18 protein-coding genes, 1 tRNA gene and 2 pseudogenes are annotated in these 15,480 nt (G+C 65.5%); 8 read left to right on the top strand and 13 right to left on the bottom strand.

The window, feature by feature from the left end; all coding sequences use genetic code 11:
• The first annotated feature begins 69 nt into the window (after positions 1 to 69).
• The 5 genes and pseudogenes from ACYVOK_RS32325 to ACYVOK_RS32305 all read left to right on the top strand — a co-directional run.
• A tRNA-Lys gene (locus ACYVOK_RS32325) sits at positions 70 to 142 on the top strand.
• Positions 143 to 386: 244 nt separating this feature from the next.
• Positions 387 to 1,817, top strand: a complete 1,431-nt coding sequence (locus ACYVOK_RS32320) for a helix-turn-helix domain-containing protein (protein ID WP_460666391.1) — start codon at positions 387 to 389, stop codon at positions 1,815 to 1,817.
• A gap of 477 nt (positions 1,818 to 2,294) precedes the next feature.
• Complete coding sequence (locus ACYVOK_RS32315; protein ID WP_460666390.1) at positions 2,295 to 2,486, top strand: hypothetical protein; 192 nt, start codon at positions 2,295 to 2,297, stop codon at positions 2,484 to 2,486.
• A gap of 7 nt (positions 2,487 to 2,493) precedes the next feature.
• Entirely contained in the window at positions 2,494 to 3,189 is a 696-nt protein-coding gene (locus ACYVOK_RS32310) for a DUF6338 family protein (RefSeq protein WP_460666389.1), read from the top strand.
• 533 nt (positions 3,190 to 3,722) lie between these two features.
• Positions 3,723 to 4,175: pseudogene (locus tag ACYVOK_RS32305) on the top strand (integrase core domain-containing protein); the annotation flags it as partial.
• Positions 4,176 to 4,486: 311 nt separating this feature from the next.
• Here ACYVOK_RS32305 and ACYVOK_RS32300 read toward each other — a convergent pair.
• From ACYVOK_RS32300 to ACYVOK_RS32280, 5 genes are all read right to left on the bottom strand, one after another.
• Positions 4,487 to 4,888 carry a hypothetical protein gene (locus ACYVOK_RS32300; protein WP_460666388.1) on the bottom strand — a complete coding sequence of 134 codons (402 nt, stop codon included), beginning with the start codon at positions 4,886 to 4,888 and terminating at the stop codon, positions 4,487 to 4,489.
• 245 nt (positions 4,889 to 5,133) lie between these two features.
• Complete coding sequence (locus ACYVOK_RS32295; protein ID WP_460666387.1) at positions 5,134 to 6,105, bottom strand: hypothetical protein; 972 nt, start codon at positions 6,103 to 6,105, stop codon at positions 5,134 to 5,136.
• Between the two features lie 77 nt (positions 6,106 to 6,182).
• Positions 6,183 to 6,653, bottom strand: a complete 471-nt coding sequence (locus ACYVOK_RS32290; RefSeq protein ID WP_460666386.1) for a PPC domain-containing DNA-binding protein — start codon at positions 6,651 to 6,653, stop codon at positions 6,183 to 6,185.
• Positions 6,640 to 7,878, bottom strand: coding sequence for a hypothetical protein (locus ACYVOK_RS32285; RefSeq protein WP_460666385.1), 1,239 nt, complete (start codon positions 7,876 to 7,878; stop codon positions 6,640 to 6,642). The genes ACYVOK_RS32290 and ACYVOK_RS32285 overlap by 14 nt, the downstream gene beginning before the upstream one ends.
• Before the next feature lie 196 nt (positions 7,879 to 8,074).
• Positions 8,075 to 8,452 (bottom strand): hypothetical protein, encoded by a 378-nt coding sequence (locus ACYVOK_RS32280; RefSeq protein WP_460666384.1) that lies wholly within the window; start codon positions 8,450 to 8,452, stop codon positions 8,075 to 8,077.
• Positions 8,453 to 8,578: 126 nt separating this feature from the next.
• Between ACYVOK_RS32280 and ACYVOK_RS32275 the strand changes: the two genes are divergently transcribed.
• Positions 8,579 to 9,322, top strand: coding sequence for an XRE family transcriptional regulator (locus tag ACYVOK_RS32275; protein ID WP_460666383.1), 744 nt, complete (start codon positions 8,579 to 8,581; stop codon positions 9,320 to 9,322).
• Positions 9,322 to 9,798, top strand: a complete 477-nt coding sequence (locus ACYVOK_RS32270; protein WP_460666382.1) for an NUDIX hydrolase — start codon at positions 9,322 to 9,324, stop codon at positions 9,796 to 9,798. The genes ACYVOK_RS32275 and ACYVOK_RS32270 overlap by 1 nt, the downstream gene beginning before the upstream one ends.
• On the opposite strand, the gene ACYVOK_RS32265 is transcribed toward ACYVOK_RS32270, so the two are convergent.
• Both ACYVOK_RS32265 and ACYVOK_RS32260 read right to left on the bottom strand, forming a co-directional pair.
• The gene (locus tag ACYVOK_RS32265; RefSeq protein WP_460666448.1) at positions 9,795 to 10,058 is read right to left on the bottom strand and encodes a hypothetical protein; all 264 of its coding nucleotides are present in this window, start codon (positions 10,056 to 10,058) and stop codon (positions 9,795 to 9,797) included. The two genes, ACYVOK_RS32270 and ACYVOK_RS32265, sit on opposite strands and share 4 nt — an antisense overlap.
• A gap of 33 nt (positions 10,059 to 10,091) precedes the next feature.
• A pseudogene (locus tag ACYVOK_RS32260) lies at positions 10,092 to 10,343 on the bottom strand (HD domain-containing protein); the annotation flags it as partial.
• Between the two features lie 159 nt (positions 10,344 to 10,502).
• Here ACYVOK_RS32260 and ACYVOK_RS32255 point away from each other — a divergent pair.
• The gene (locus tag ACYVOK_RS32255) at positions 10,503 to 10,736 is read left to right on the top strand and encodes a hypothetical protein (protein ID WP_460666381.1); all 234 of its coding nucleotides are present in this window, start codon (positions 10,503 to 10,505) and stop codon (positions 10,734 to 10,736) included.
• Between the two features lie 158 nt (positions 10,737 to 10,894).
• Here ACYVOK_RS32255 and ACYVOK_RS32250 read toward each other — a convergent pair whose 3' ends face one another.
• The 6 genes from ACYVOK_RS32250 to ACYVOK_RS32225 form a co-directional block, all read right to left on the bottom strand.
• Positions 10,895 to 11,668, bottom strand: a complete 774-nt coding sequence (locus ACYVOK_RS32250) for a hypothetical protein (protein WP_460666380.1) — start codon at positions 11,666 to 11,668, stop codon at positions 10,895 to 10,897.
• A gap of 1 nt (position 11,669) precedes the next feature.
• Complete coding sequence (locus ACYVOK_RS32245; protein ID WP_460666379.1) at positions 11,670 to 12,317, bottom strand: hypothetical protein; 648 nt, start codon at positions 12,315 to 12,317, stop codon at positions 11,670 to 11,672.
• A gap of 544 nt (positions 12,318 to 12,861) precedes the next feature.
• Positions 12,862 to 13,185, bottom strand: a complete 324-nt coding sequence (locus ACYVOK_RS32240; RefSeq protein ID WP_460666378.1) for a hypothetical protein — start codon at positions 13,183 to 13,185, stop codon at positions 12,862 to 12,864.
• 358 nt (positions 13,186 to 13,543) lie between these two features.
• Positions 13,544 to 13,792 (bottom strand): hypothetical protein, encoded by a 249-nt coding sequence (locus tag ACYVOK_RS32235; RefSeq protein WP_460666377.1) that lies wholly within the window; start codon positions 13,790 to 13,792, stop codon positions 13,544 to 13,546.
• Positions 13,793 to 13,878: 86 nt separating this feature from the next.
• Positions 13,879 to 14,016 (bottom strand): DUF4314 domain-containing protein, encoded by a 138-nt coding sequence (locus ACYVOK_RS32230; RefSeq protein ID WP_460666376.1) that lies wholly within the window; start codon positions 14,014 to 14,016, stop codon positions 13,879 to 13,881.
• Positions 14,017 to 14,080: 64 nt separating this feature from the next.
• The gene (locus ACYVOK_RS32225; RefSeq protein WP_460666375.1) at positions 14,081 to 14,431 is read right to left on the bottom strand and encodes a hypothetical protein; all 351 of its coding nucleotides are present in this window, start codon (positions 14,429 to 14,431) and stop codon (positions 14,081 to 14,083) included.
• Positions 14,432 to 15,480: the final 1,049 nt, after the last annotated feature.

Here is a 15,480-nt window from a genome sequence, read left to right as displayed (position 1 = left end):
CCGATTTCGCATCTCCCTCCGACCCCTGCTACGATCCTCATCGTTCGAACGCAAGACAACACAACACAGGCGCCGCTAGCTCAATTGGCAGAGCAGCTGACTCTTAATCAGCGGGTTCGGGGTTCGAGTCCCTGGCGGCGCACAAACACCCAGGTCACAGCAGTGGTCTGGGTTTCTTCATGCCTGCTGCATCCCCTTTACGTCCCTCTTTGCCGCGAGTAGGGCTCCAACCCAGCCGTCGTGTCCGGCCTTACATCGCCCCTCCGGTCTTCATGTGATCGTGACTGTGCGTCACATCACATCGATTCACATTGCTGCCGACTTCTCGGATCCCGGGCCACGGCCAGCGTTGAGCAGCCAACCATCACACCGGTTGGAGGCATGACGTGTCGAGGCCACCACTGCCCATCGGAACCTGGGGAAGCATCTCGACTCGCCTCGAGAAGAACGGCGCGAAAGGCAAGCCCCTCCGCTACCTCTCCAAGGCCAACTTCCGCGACCACGACGGCCGCGTTCGCGACGTCACCGCGTTCGGCAAGACGAAGACAGCGGCCGAGCGCGCGCTCCTCAAAAAGCTTCAGGACCGCGCCAGGACCAACCAGTCCGGCGAACTCACCGCGATGCACAAGATCAACCACCTTCTCGATCTCTGGGAGAAGCGATTCGAGGGAATGGTGCACGACGGGAAACGGTCCCCCACCTCGCTCGACACCTACCGCCGCGCCATCGGCAACCACATCCGCCCGGCCCTCGGCGAGCTCCGTATCGGCGAAGCCAGCACCCCACGGATCGATACCGTCCTGTCCAAGATGAAGGACCAGGCCGGTGCCCCAACCGCAAAGACCTGCCGGGCAATCATCTCCGGCGCCATGAAACTCGCCGTCCGCTATGGCGCCATCTCCGTGAACCCTGTCCGCGAAGTCGACGCCATCGAGGCCGAACCCAAGAACCCACCCCGAGCCCTGACCACCGAGGAAGTCACCCTCCTCCGCAAGAGCCTCGCCACCGACGAACGCGCCGTCCAAGCCGACCTTCCTGATCTGGTCACCTTCATGCTCGGCACCGGCGTACGCATCGGCGAAGCGCTCGGTGTCGTCTGGTCCGAGGTCGACCTGGAAGCCGGCGCTGTCGAGATCACCAGCACGATCGTCCGCGTCAAGGGCGAAGGGCTCCTCCGCAAGCGCACCAAGTCCAGAGCCGGCCAGCGCGTCCTCCACCTGCCCAATTGGACCCTGGCAGCCCTGCGAGCACGACAGGCCGCCGGCATCCGCCTCGACAACCCCGTCTTCGCCGACACCATCGGCGGCTTCCGCGACCCCACCAACGTCCGCCGCTCGCTGCGCACCGCCCTCTCCCCCGTCGGCAGCACCGCCCGCCGCGACCTAGGCCTATCCTTGCGAGCACTCCGCCGCCAAACCGGCATGACCCGAAAACAGGTCGCCGACACCCTCGACTGGCCCCAAACCAGGATCGAGCTCATCGAAACCGGCCGCGTCAAGGTAGACCATAAACAGATCGCCACGCTCGTCGCGACCTACGGCATCAACCTCGATAACCATCACCCCCTTCTGGCCCAGCTCCACGACGCCACCCAACCAGCCGAATCCGACAAACTCGCCTGGATCCGGTCCCACGCCCTCCGCAAAACCACCGCCACCGCCCTCGACGAAGCCGGCCACACCGCCCGCCAAATCGCCGACCAACTAGGCCAAGCCAAGGTCTCCATCACCCAAGACATCTACCTAGCCCGCCGAGCCGCCAACCCAGCCGCCGCCGACGCCCTCCAACACGCCTTCGACGACCCAGAACTCCCGTGACTAGAACATACGTTCGAAGAAGCGCTACTCTGAGGACATGCGTGGGCGGTTCACGGTGCGACCTTCGGACGACGGATCGGGCAGATTCGGCGTCTGGGACGGCGCGGTCAACGGGTGGCGGGCAACGGACATCGACGACGAGACGGAGGCCTACCGGATAGCCAGCGACCTCGACGTCCAGTACGACGCCCACGGCCCGCGGCCGGCCGACGCGCGTCCGGAAGGTGGATCCGGCCCAGCCGGTCCAATGAGCCCAGTGGCACAACGGCGAACTCGACGTCTGGATCCGCGACAACGGCGAATGGCTCGGCCGCGTCCGCGACAAGAACGGACGCGTCTCCTGGATCCCCGGCTCCGACCTCCGCCCGCTGTAGCTCACCCCTCCTCAGTCGCCCCGATCGAGAGCCGGTGGAGCGCGCACTTTGTCGGTGTGAACCTCTATGGTGTGCCTGAGCGATTTGCGCCTGGGAGGCACGCGTGACCGAAGGACCGAACGAACCGGCCTACGAAGACAAGATTGACTTCAGTGAGGTGCGTAAGAGCGTTGACTCGCTGAATGTCGCGCCCGCCGAGCCTTACGAGGGTCCCATCTCCCCGCTGATGAGCCCCTACGAGCCACCAGCTGGGTCCGGGCAGCAGGCGTCAGCCGACGCATCGGGCGAGGAGTAGCTGACAGATGCTGCCCACCAGCTGGTTGACGCTGGTGCTGTTCCTTCTGCTGGTCGCACCGGGCATGTTGTTCGACTTGCTGGCGGCAAAGCGCCGAGTCGGGATTCCGGAGTCCGCCTTCCGCGAGATCAGCCGCGTCGCCCTCGGATCACTCGGCTTCAGCGCCGTTGGACTCGCTGTCGTCACGGTACTGCACCAGTTCTGGGGTCGCGCCTTTGTCGCCCTCGACAAGGCGGTTACCGACAAGACCTACCTAACAAGCCAACTGCGGCATGTGGTCGTCACGGCGGTTGTCGCAACTGGTGCCGCTTTGCTCGCTGCGCTCGCTCTGCACTGGTGGCTTGGACGCGGGAAGGATAAGCCGGGCCTCACCCACGAGTCGCTCTGGACGAAGGCCTTTCGCAAGGATCGACCGAAGAACACCGACCCTCATGTCTGGGTCAAGCTGAGCAGTGGCTCACGTTTCATCGGCAAGGTAGCCCACTACAGCGCGGACCTGGAGCTCGCCGATCGAGAGCTGATCCTCGCTCCGCCGCTGTACATGGAGATGCCTGGCCAAGCTGAGCTGATAGAGATAGGCAAGCAGGGCTGGCAGCGTCTGGTGATCCCCGGAAGTGCCATCGAGGCGATCGGCGTGCAGTATCGGCCCACCATGGGACCAGCTGACGCCGAGCATGAAGGTCCGGCGGAGCAGACGAGCTGATCGACGCTGCGAGCCAGCCCCGCTACCACACCGGCAAGGACTCGTTCCAAGGATGGCCACGCGGCAAACCGACTCGCTTCAGGGAAGCTCTCTCACACCCATGAGGGGAACAACACAGGAACACTAGCGGTCCGGTATCTCAAGTAGATCCCAGCGATCCTCGTAGGCGGCCCACACTTCCCAGCGGCGCGGCCACGACGTCGATCCCGCGGCACGACGAAGACCACGAGGCGGCAGGGGCTGCGACAGCATGACGAAGGCGAACCACTCGCGCTCTGAAGCAGCCGAGCGTGGACGCATTGCCGACCAGCCACGTGTGTGCTTCGCTCCGGCCGGCGGCCATCGGGGCGGTCGAGGTAACAGCCCGGTGATCGGGGTTGCGACGTGACCACAAGTGGCCGGTGTCTCGGATCGCTTGCGAGCTGGGCCTGGAGCAAGTCCCGATCAGCCGCCGCACCGTCACCCGGCCCGACAGGCCGAATGCTCCAAGAAGCGCCATACCACCCGCAACCAGCCCCGGCTGACCAGCCCGGCGGACCGGCTACACCTACCTGCACTCAGCCACTACTCCCGCCTCGCCTACGCCGAAGCCCTACCCGACGAAAAGGCCACCACCGCGATCGAGTTCACCCACCGCGCCAGTGCCTTCTTCGCCGCCACGGAATCACCCACATCCACCGCATCATCACCGACAACGGCGACTGCTACCGAGCCCACGACTTCGCCACGGTCCTGCGCGGAGCCCGCCGTCAACGCATCATCCCGTACACCCCTACACCCCACGCCACAACGGCAAAATCGAGCGCCACAATCGCATCCTCACCGAAGAATTCCTCTACGCCCGCACCTGGACCAGCGAACAACAACGCACGCAGGCCCTCGCCGTCTGGAACATCCACTACCCACACCACCACCGCCGGAAAACCAACCACCCTGCCACCCGACTCCACAAACCCGTCATCAACGGCATGACCTCATATAACTAGGCGCTGCACCGCGGGGCCGACAACCCACGGCGATACAGCGTCGATCCTAATCACCACCCGAGGTGCGCTCGTTCGACCGGAATGTTTGCGATCAGAAAACAGTCGATTTCGATAGGCCCAGGTCACGAGCACAACGATCGCAAGGAGCACGCGCCTCTCCCGGCACCGTTAGGCCATGCGTCGAATACAGCTACGGCAGACCTCCCGCGATGGCACCGATGGGTCGCGAGAATGAGTAATGCTTCCGACCCCACCTTCCTTGACGAATGCGTCGAGATGGAAAAGTGCATAGATCAGGAACGATGCAACTCTCAACACTCCAGCTCAAACAACAGCAATCTTTCTCCGCTCTCGGCACCCCACATGTGCGCCGTGAAATAGAAGTCACGCCCCGGTGGCGCGAAGCCATCGTCAGTTATATAGCGTGGCTTGATGATAGAGCTCCAGCCTTCCAGCCCGGACAGTCGGAACTTATACGCAGCAACCGGCAACTCGCTTCTATCAACCATGACCAATGGCAACGTCGAATTCTCCGTCAGAAGATTCTCTATCTCTTCGGAGTACGCCCACTCTTCATTGGACTCAGTGTAGGTCGCACCCTGACGTACAAGCTCGTCACCATGAATCCTATTCGGGAAGTACCTCGCATCTGTCGAACGCACGAGCCATTTATTCAATTCAGCTGCACGCTGCGAACGATCCAACACAAACATGGACGACTCCCCCACCTCACGCCGACCGGGACAAGCACCAGCGACTAGGCGGGTCACCGAGCTGGCCAGCGACCGCTGTCGACGTAACAGATCGCGTTACACAATTGCAGCAAGTTGCAATTTGCTTATCCAGCTCTTAACACCGACGACAACCTATGCGGCGGCTCGGCCGCGTAGGCGACAAGCACGGCCGCGTCTCCTGGATCCTCGGCTCCAACGTCCGCCGGCTGTAGCCGCCATCCCGCTCAGAGCGACGGTGTTCGACTGGGTGGGGCGGGATCAGTGGCCAGCAGCGAGATGGGCGGTCGTCGCCGCCGTCGCCCGGGCGGGCGGTAGTCGGCGAGGGGTCGCGTGGTCAGTAGGGCGTCGTGCAGTCGTTGGAGCCCGTCTTTGGAGATGGACAGCCGGCTTGGGGACTGCCCGGCCGGAATCTCGACGGCCCCGACGCGAGTGAAAAAGCGAGATAGGTCGTCAAGGAATCCAACGGCGGCTCGCTGCCCGCCTCTCTCGTCTGCCAACACCACGATTGCCGTATCGGTGGCTGCGTACCGGCCCAGGATCCCTGCCTGCTCGGCCGACAGGAGCGAGTCGCACAACGGAATCCCGGCCCATCTGCCAACCGTGAGCCGGCTGACTCGCTCGATCGCCACGGCATCCAGCGGATCGTTGACCAGCACAGGAACGGCGCCCTCCGAGAGAAGATCACGCTGCTCGGCAACGCCAACGAGGCAGTTCGAGCGGCGGTGAACCTGCGTAGCCGGTGAGGTCGCATAGTACGGCGCAGCAGCGTTACGGACACCGACGAATCCGACCGCCTCCAAACGGTCGTTCCAAGTCGGGAACATGACCTGGTCACGGAAGCGATCCACCGTTCGCCCCTCAGGGCTCGTGCAGCCTAGGCCCGCGTTCCTCACGCTCTCGAGGTCAAAGCCGCGAGCCCTCAGGTGATCGACCAGCCGCGAGGGCGCATCGGGTGCATATCCAACTGACCACCCGGAGTCTGGGGCGAGTAGCTCGCTCGCACCTCCGTTCACCATGTACTCCCTGGGCCAGCTACCCGTTGCTCGGAGCAACTCTCGACGGAAGAACCGCGTAGCGGCGCGATGTACCTCCAGCAGGCGCCGCCGCTCTGCGATGGTCGGCACGGAGTTCGGGTCACGTGACCGCCGGTTCACGACTGCCTCCGACGATGTCGAATCGCGTTCATGACCCGACATTCGTCCAGCCACTGTGATCTTGGAACCCGGCACATGCGATCCAGGACCCAGGCGAGACTTCTGCTCGCCGGACGTCGTCACATCTCTGGAGCTCCGAAGCTAAGCAGCGGAACGTTGAACAAGTTCGGTTGGCGCGGCCGTGAGAAGCTCGGCGCCGTCACCTCGACGAGATACATCTCGGTGAGGAACTGGATCTTGGCGCCCAGCAGGTGGCTGGTATGGGCGGTGGCCGAGTGGGATTTGAGGCCGACCGACACATGAATGTGCGGGAGTACTGTGCCGGATTCCTCGTCGTACGCGAGGGTCCCGCCGCCGACGGCCTCCACGTTTTCGAGATGGACGGAGCTCCAGACGGGAGCGTCAGGATTCTCGAGCTTTCCGCAAGTACCGACGAGTTGGACGTCTCGCATGCCGGCGATGAACATCGGGATGAAGCCTTGCCGTACGGCGTACTCGGCGCAGAACTCGGCGAGCGCGGTGTAGAAGTCGTCGCCGTGGTCGAAGTGGACGGCGAAGGTTCGGCCCATGGTCAGTTCAGCGGCGCGCAAGATCATCTCCCTGGAGGCTGTCGATGTAGGCAACGTAGCGGACAGCGGTGTTGAGGCCGCGGGTGGACAGGAGGCGGCTCCGCGGATGAGCGATGTCGTCGACGCCGGCAGTGGCCAGCTCCTGGCAGCGCCGACTGAACCACTCCCACGGCACGTCTAAGTAGCTTGCTATGGCCGCAAGTCGCCGAGCCGAGGTTTGCTGATCGACCAGGGAGTCGGAGGCAAGGCGATCAGAGATGTCCTGGTACTCCGATCTGCGCGACGGTGGCGCGCTTGCGTCGACGTACCACAGCCCAGACCCACCCAGCCAGTTGGCGACGATTGCATCATTCCCGAGGACAAATCCTTCGACGGAGCCATGTTCGGCTTCGCTGCTGACTTGCACCTTGATCCCGAACGCCTCCATCAATGCCATTGCCAGCAAGAGCATCACCCGCTCGTACTTCGGTGACGCGGCCACGTCCTCCTCGCTGATGCAGAACCCCCGTCGCATGCCCGAGAACCATCGCGACGTGCGCCGGAGGTACTCGTACTTGTGGGACCAGAGCAACCAGGATGCGGCCTCCTCACCACGCTGCTCACGCGTCCAGAAGAACGGCGCTCCGGACAGCCGGTCGAGATTCCGCGTGATGTGCCGTGAGCAGAACCGCGATCCAAGCCACAGCGTCGAGACGGCGTTCAGCGCAGGAACTTCGTGCAACGCCGGCTCCGAGGTGGACCTCGCGTCGTACCGGGCCAGTCGGGCCTGGCTCTTCACCAGCTGCGCGTCGTCCGCCAGCAGAGCTGAGTCGGCATTGTTGGTCGCCCACATGATGCCGACCGTCATGTCGTCGATCACTGTGGCCAGCGACACCGGTTGCGGACCGGTACGCCGGCCGGCCCGGTCCACGAATCGGCGGCCGTCCAAGACGTAGTACCGACGATCTCGATCGACGACCAGCACCATCGAACGGCGGTCCGGTCGACGCAGCGACCCGACCAACTCCTTGCCAGGATGAACCAGCATCCACTGCTGGCCTGTCAGCTCCGCGTCGCAGTAGTGGGCAGCGATCTCAACACCGGTGTACGCCCGCCCGGCCGGGAGGCTCACCGTGTCGACGTCGCCGATCGCGGTGTGGTCGGTCATCAGCTCCAGAATGGGAACCACGGCGTCCCGGCCTCCGCCGAAGCGCAGGGTTCGCCGCTTGTAGAATCCGAGATCGGCGGGAGTCGACGCCTTCAGCACCTGACACAGTGCGCGCCGAACATCAGCGGATGGCCATGTGTACCACCCACGTTCCCAGTCGGAGATCGACTTCGAAGTAACCGCGGACATACGCCCTGTGGCCCGGTAGATCTCAGCGTTGACCAACTCGGCCAGTGTCGCCTGCGACATCCCGCCCCGCGCCCGCCTGAGCAACTCGTTGGGCCGCCGCTCTCGGTCAGTCACGATCTCCCCCGGCTAGCGCCAGCGCTGGTATGACGTAGTGGTCCTTCCTGTCTCCGGCAGATGCGGCGAGGCCTTGGCTCCGATCAAGCCCGATGTACGCCGCCGCCAACTGCCGGGCGCCGAGCTCGTCCATGATCCGGATCCGGACACTGGCGTCGAACGCCCGCGGGACCGTCCGCCGCTTGCCCCGGATGACGAGCCGACCGCCACGGAGCTGTCCCGCCTGCTCGAAGATCCAGCGCTCGGCAATACTGCGCGCAGTTGCCTTCGGCGACCTCGTGAACATGCCTGACTTCGCGACAACCACTATCCAGCGGCCGTCTCGTCCTCGCATCGCGATCTCGAACGCGTAGGCTCTCCTGCCTCTCATGACCCTCCTAGGGTTCCCATGAGAAGGGTGGCCTGTGGAGCCGAGACAGGGTCACGGCACAGAAAGACAACTTTGGGATGTCTTGCCTCGCCTCAAAATGTCCCGAAATGTCCTAGGTTAGTTCTCGTGCCTAACGAACGACTGCGAGCGGCGATGGTGGAGCAGGGTCTCACCCATCATGCACTTGCGGAGGAGCTGGGAGTCAACGTCAAGACCGTCGAGCGGTGGGTCGTGGGCGACTACGTCCCGTTCCCGCGGAACCGCCACAAGCTGGCCGTCCGGCTTGGCCGAGACGAATCCTACCTGTGGCCGGACGCCCTGCCACGTGACCGCGCTACGGCGGTCGCCCAGAGTGAGATTGTGAGGGTCTACCCACAACGCTCGGACGTACCTCGAGACGAGTGGCGCCAGCTTTTCGAGTCAGGCAAGGAGGAGATCGGCATTCTCGTCTATGCAGGTCTCTTTCTGGCCGAGGACGCGGCCATCCAACGGATCATCCGCAAGAAGGCCAAAGCCGGCACTCGGGTGCGGATCCTGCTTGGCGACCCGGACGACTCGCACGTCGCCGAACGCGGCGCGGAGGAAGGGGTCGGTGACGCGATGGCTGCCAAAATCCGGAATGCCGTCGTCCTCTACCGTGGCCTCTTCGATGTCGACGGCATCGAGTTCCGGATGCATCGAACAGTCCTCTACAACTCCATCTACCGCGCCGACGACAGGGTCTACGTCAACACCCACGTGTACGGGTTGCCCGCCGCCCACGCCCCTGTTTGGCACCTGCGGAAGATTCCCGGGGGCGAACTCGCCCGCCACTACCTGGAAAGTTTCGAGCGCGTATGGAGCGATGCAATCCCGATGACGGAGGTCTGATGCCCAAGCGAATCGACTACTACGACGACCCGAACGCCCCGGTCGCAAATAGCATGGTCCCCTCGGTCAACGTCGTCATCGAGAACGACGCCGGCGAGATCCTCATGATCGAGCGCTCCGACAACGGAAACTGGGCCCTCCCCGGCGGCGCCATCGACCTCGGCGAGTCCATGTCGCAAGCCGCCGTACGCGAAACCAAAGAAGAAACCGGGATCGACTGCGAGATCGTCGGCGTCATCGGCATCTACACCGACCCCAAGCACATCATCTTCTACACCAGCAACGGCGAAGCCCGGCAAGAGTTCTCCATCCTCCTCCGAGGCCGCGCCACCGGAGGCCAACCCACCCCCAGCAGCGAAAGCACCAAAGTGCACTGGGTCCCTCAAGCCGATATCAACAACCTGCAGATGGACAGGTCCATGCAACGCCGGATCGCCCACTACCTCGAGCCCCGCAAGACGCCGTACTTCGACTAGGCTTCGGCCACTCCGAGGCGCCGCTGCACGTTACGCGCCGCCCTCCGCAAGTCCGGCCCAGACCTGACGATCGACCGATGCACCACGTGCTCGCGGGGATACCTCCTCAGGATCTCGTTGATCCGATCCTCGACATCCACCCGGTTGCCATCCACCCCGGAAGTCATGTCGCAGTAGGTCAACGCGTCGAGCAGCTCTGGCTCGGGAGGAGCGAACTCCTCCGCAAGCTCGGTGAAGCCGCGCGCGTCCGCCTCAACCAACGCTCCAGTGTGATGCGCAACAAGCCGACACACCACATCGTCCGCACCGACTACATCTCGCAGGTGCCGACCACCATCCAGCGGATGAAAGCCTGTAGACCGCACCGCTGGCGAGTACCCAATGTCATGCAACCAGGCAGCTATCTCAACAACCTGCGCCTGCTCACCGAGCACCCCCGCCAGCTCCCGCGCCCGCTCAGCCACCCCCTGAGTGTGCGCCCACCGCCGCGGCAACGGACCCCCCAGCAGCTGCCCAGCGAGCGACCTGGCCTCCTCGACACCCATCACACCCCAGACAGTACGACGGACGCGATCGACAACTGAAGCGTCCGCAACAGACGCACCAACCTTCGCCTAGATGCCGGCCGGCGAGGCGCTCTGCAACACGTTCGAGTAGGTCGCTCGGCGCGTAGACCCGCCGCAGAACCGCGCAGCACACCCTTGATGAGCTACCCGAGTTCCTCACTCGACGACCGGCCGAGAACCGAATCGCTGACCACTCATTGCCCACTGGCCCCGGCAGCGGCCGCGCCGGAATCAGCCGTCGCGCCGGCGCAGCCACGGACCTGGTGGAAGCGCGCGTGGAGCGTAGCGACCACGCACCCGCTGATCGTCACAATCGGCGGCACGATCGTCGCGGGCGCGATCCTGTACTGGCTGGGTTTCGACGGATCGTAATCCGACCCGGCCGGGGGGCGCGCCCGGCGGCCTTTGCAGTCCCGGCCCGCCCGGTTCATCGTGACCAGCAGACGGCCGTCCTGACGGGGTGACCTCGCCGGGCGCAGCGAGCTCGCCCGCAAGGGTGGGTGAGGCGATCTGTGGATAAGTGGGGAACGTCAGTCGCCCAGTTTCGGCAGGATCCGCTCCTCGACGTACTTCTCGCCCGTCGGCGAGATGACGGCGATGCCGGTCGCGGCGGAGTACTCGATCAGCCGCTGCTCGTGGAGCCGTCGCAGCACGCGCCGGTAGTTGTCGAGCCGCGGCTGCTCCAGGTCGCTCACGAGGCGCCGATCGGTCGCCCCCTCGGCCTCGCCGTACAGGAGCAGGAGCGTCGAGTCCGTCAGGTTGAGCGTCGGGTCGAGGATGCGGCGCGCGTCGCCGACCTGCCAGATGATCGGCAGCGTGCGATCCACCAGGACGTCGACCACGGCGGTCGCCGTCCTGATGTCGGTGTCGTGGAACAGCCGGACCAGCTCGGCCATGACCCACTGCGCCGCGTGCAGGACGTACGTCGCATCCATGTGGTTGGCGTCGACCTCGCCGCCCACGTGGCCGACGCCCCGGTTGTTCCGGACCTGGTAGAGCCCGATCAGGATCCGCGGGATGGTCACCCGCGCGGAGTCGGCTCCCGCCGTCTTCGGGAGCTGAGCCAACGCTTCGCAGGCGCTCTTGAGGTCGCGCGGCTTCGACGCGGACGCCGGGTAGTTGTTCCCGTCCAGGTGTCCGGCGAGGATCGAGTAGGCGACCTCACAGAACCGGCCACCGTCGAGCTCGGCGGCCTCCCAGTGGCGACGCCGGTAGTTCCGCGTGATCTTGGCGTACTCCGTCAGCAGCTCGTCGCGCAGGCCCTGGGGAAGGTGCCCCAGGGCCTGCTTCGGGTCGAGCGTCACGTCAGCCGGACTTCTTCTTCGAATCGGCCGGCATCTTGGTCGTCACGTAGTTCTCGCCCTTCCAGACCACCTTGATCGACTTGGTGTTCGCCGTGTCGATCCAGCCCGTGCGGCTAGCAGCCGCACGGACGGAGTTGTCGGGATGAGCCGGCGCGTTCCACTCCGCAGCCTGGAACACCGCCAGGATCTGACCGATCTCGACGTCCGCCACGCCCATCATGTTGCTCAGGTAGTAGCAGGCGACGAGGACCTTCTCGTCCATGTTGCGGGGCTGCTTCTCGGCGACGAACTGCTCGAGCGTCGGGTGTCCCTCGGGCGCGAAGTTGAGGCCCCTGGGAACGGTGAACGTCTTCTTGCTGGCCGACCGTCCCCGACGACGACGGCTAGCCGCGCCCGAGTCGGCGGTGACCGACTCTTCCGTGCCCTCCTGATCGGCCTCGGCGCCCGGCTCCTCACGGACGAGGCGCAGCGGTTCCGCCAGCACGGGATCGGCGGTGTCGTCGGCCGCCAGCCCGAGCGAGCAGACGATGGCGGCGAAGGCCTTCCTCTGTACGCGCTCGGACGCGAACGAGTTGACGAACTCGGCTATCTCGCCGCGACGGGCCAGCAGCCGGTCGAAGGTGTCCCCCGTGGGGGTTTCGTCGTGCATGGATCCTCCAGGACCTGTCGTGATTAGGACAGCCCCGGCGTGGGAGGTCTCCGAAGTCCAAGAGACGGGACACGGTGAGATGACCCTTTGATCTCTTGGCACAAACCAAGTACGTTGACACCATCACGGCCAAATGATTCGCGTCAGCCCTCGGTTCGGAGTCCGCTTCGGCCGAGGGCTTTTGCGATTCCGTCATGAAGGCTACATCACAGGTCTCCCGTGCAAGGACAGTTGGCGACCCCGATCGTCTCGCTATGTGAGATATCCACAGGGCTGTGTATGTGAATTTTGGCACGAGGTCAACGTTGTCAGCCGTTACCTGAGCGTGACCACCCACGCTCAGGAGGCCGTTTAAACACCATGAATGTAATTCGTACGAGGAAGTTATCCACAGGCTATTGTGACCGAGGTCACATTGACCATATCTGCGTATAGGGCTAGCCCGGCCGCTGGCCGGACAGAATCGCACCTCCGGGGGCCGCCGGAACGTCGGAGCGACGCCGGGCCGGAAGCCGGGGCCGCCCGTTCGTGCGTCTCCTCTTCCCTAACTGCGTTGCTGGTCAACCGGTGGGGTCGGCGTCACCAACTCGGTGCCCATCGGCCGGGTGTTCCGCTCGATCCTGACCAGGTTGAGCAGCGCGTGCTCGAACCAGCCGAACAGCACCCACACGCCGAGGCACCACACCGCGGTGGCGACCAGCGTGACGACCTCCCACACGCGCGGCACGGTCGTGTTGAGCTCGATGTTGATCGTGCTGACCACGCCGACCACGATCAGGATCGCGATGATGACCCACTTGATAGCGCCGATTGCTGTGGCGACACCCTGACCCTGCGGCTTGTTGCCCTCCGGCATTTCGGACCTCATCACCTCACTGTCCTTCCCCCTTGCTGGGAAGGGAAGGCCCGGACCCGAACGGTCCCGGGCCTACGCTTTCCTACTGTTGCTTACGGTGTCGGCACTGGGCAGGCTGCCGAGTTGTAGTGCCTGCCCCACCTCCTGTTCCGCGGGGCGCGGCGCGCCCGGTCGCGGGTGTTGTGCACGACGACGTCGTGCGAGTTCAGGACCTCGACGCGAGTGAGGTCATCGGCAGCGAGCCGGACAACGAACCGCCAGACCGCGGGTTCGACCTGAACCCGGGTGATGGATGCCGCCACCGCGCGGCCTGGGGGTCTGCGCGCGGCGGCGGCTGGCTGGGTGAGACGGAACGACTCGGCCACGGTCGTCAGTCCCTCGGGTCGGACGGGTCGTCGTCTAGCTCGGCACGCAGCGTGGCGCGGAGCCGGTCGACCATCAGCTCCCGCGCCTCCGCGACCTCCAGGCCGAACCCGTCAGCCATGGCGCGGACCAGCGGCACGAGGCCGCGGGCGAGCTGGTGGATGAACCCGTCGACCGCGCCCTGCAGCTCGGTCCGGGGCGCCGAGAGCACCCGCTCGACGCGCTCGGCCAGCGCGTCCCAGGGCGAGCCGCTCATCGCCCGGCTCCCTCGTCGTCGGACGGCCCGGCGATGACCTCCCAGGCGTCGAGCCCGGGGATCAGGCCGAGCTGCCCGCCGTCGTCTCAGCGGACGTGCACGGTGCCCAGGTCGTCCACGAGCGTGACGGTGCCGGTGTCGCCCGGCTGCCGCAGCGCCGCGGCGTCGGCGGCAAGCCCCAGCAGCCGGACGCGGATCCCGGTGTTCGGTAGGTTGTTTTTCACGATGGCTCCTATCCATCGAGGCCCCGGCCAGGGTGCTAGAGACACCCGCCGGGGCCGCTTCGGGTTACTTGTTGGTGGTGGCGCCCAGCAGGTTGAGCGCTTCGCGGAACAACTTGTCCGTGCCCGCCCGGGTGTTCTCGGCCAGCGCGGCCTCGAGCGCGCGGACGGCCTCGGCCCTCTTGCTCGTCGAGGGCCTCCGGGTCGCGCGCTCGGGCGGGGCGACCGCGCCGGACTCGATCTGGTCGAGGACCGGGACGAGCAGTTTCAGCCCCTCGGCCGTGACGCTGCCGCCCCGGCTGAGCCGGTCGACGCGGCCGGCCAGCCGCCAGTACTCCATGCCGGGTCCGTCGCCGGGGACTCCGGTCAACTTGGCGATCGCGCGGCAGGTGAACCCGGCGGTGCGGGCTGCCGTCAAGCGGGCGACCAGGTCGCCAGCCTCAACCTTGTTGCTAGCAGCAACCTTCTCGGTCGCCTTCTTGGCCGGTGCCGACTTCGGCTCCGGCTTGGCCGGTGCCGCCTGCCCACCGCGAAGGCGCCCGCCAAGAAAGCTGCCACGAGCAAAGCGCCGTCGATCGCGACCTTCGCGGCGGTCGCCTTCTTCGCCGGGGGCGGTTGTGGTGGCGCATCACGCGTAGGTGGTTGGCCTCGTCACGGACTGACCGTGGCGTACGTCCACGTACGGGGTCGCGGCGTCAAGCCCTTCGTGCGCAGCGGGATCCGCCACACCGGTGCAGTCGCGGAGCGTGCTTCACGATGAAGTCGACCTCGAACCCCGACCGCCGTGCGTCTAGTGTCATGTCCAGCCGGGCTGCACCTCGGCGGAGCTTGGCAGCATCGGCTCCGGCAACCGGAATGGCGCCAGCCACTCCACGTGAGGACCGCACCCGCTCAGCGACGCACCTGGCCCGCCGGCCGAGGTCCTTGCTGACCTGAAGCCCCCACTTGTGCCCACGGCGCGACCGCCCGTGAGCACCCTTCGCCAGTCAGGTTGATCGACTGCCCCGAGCCCTTCGCCGTCTTGAACCGGATCGGCCCCACAGGCGGCTCGGTCGTGAGCGTCCCGTTCTGACTCGCCCACGCCGTCGACGTCTCCGACCGCATCAACTCCACCCCATCTTGGAGCCCTGCGGGCGCGCCGTTTCCACCGCGAACACCAGATCGGCCGCCAAGACACCTTCGCTGCCGCGGCTTCGGGTCTTCCAGCGGCGCGGCTGCCAGGGGTGGCTGCCGCGCCTCCAGGCCGGAAACAACAACGCCGCCGAAACGATGACGGCGACGATCCGCGGGAGCAGTTCGGGGCCGTCATCATGTCGTCGTTCAGGGCCTTCCAGACGGCGTACATGTCGAGGCCGCCCTTGGCCGGTGGTGCCGTCAGTGCACGGAGTTGGTAGACGTCCTGGTTGCGGCGGTCGAGCCCGTCGGCGCAGTGCTCGGGGGTGGTCGCCATGGACATGCGACCGTCGA

Source organism: Kribbella swartbergensis (assembly GCF_054784135.1).
This window is presented reverse-complemented; position numbering and strand designations above follow the sequence as displayed.

Bases quoted from the DNA above. Each gene is read 5' to 3' on its own strand.
- ACYVOK_RS32310 (WP_460666389.1), top strand. From the start codon at position 2,494: ATGCTGCCCACCAGCTGGTTGACGCTGGTGCTGTTCCTTCTGCTGGTC.
- ACYVOK_RS32300 (WP_460666388.1), bottom strand. From the start codon at position 4,888: ATGTTTGTGTTGGATCGTTCGCAGCGTGCAGCTGAATTGAATAAATGG.
- ACYVOK_RS32295 (WP_460666387.1), bottom strand. From the start codon at position 6,105: ATGTCGGGTCATGAACGCGATTCGACATCGTCGGAGGCAGTCGTGAAC.
- ACYVOK_RS32280 (WP_460666384.1), bottom strand. From the start codon at position 8,452: ATGAGAGGCAGGAGAGCCTACGCGTTCGAGATCGCGATGCGAGGACGA.
- ACYVOK_RS32270 (WP_460666382.1), top strand. From the start codon at position 9,322: ATGCCCAAGCGAATCGACTACTACGACGACCCGAACGCCCCGGTCGCA.
- ACYVOK_RS32255 (WP_460666381.1), top strand. From the start codon at position 10,503: ATGAGCTACCCGAGTTCCTCACTCGACGACCGGCCGAGAACCGAATCG.
- ACYVOK_RS32245 (WP_460666379.1), bottom strand. From the start codon at position 12,317: ATGCACGACGAAACCCCCACGGGGGACACCTTCGACCGGCTGCTGGCC.
- ACYVOK_RS32240 (WP_460666378.1), bottom strand. From the start codon at position 13,185: ATGAGGTCCGAAATGCCGGAGGGCAACAAGCCGCAGGGTCAGGGTGTC.
- ACYVOK_RS32235 (WP_460666377.1), bottom strand. From the start codon at position 13,792: ATGAGCGGCTCGCCCTGGGACGCGCTGGCCGAGCGCGTCGAGCGGGTG.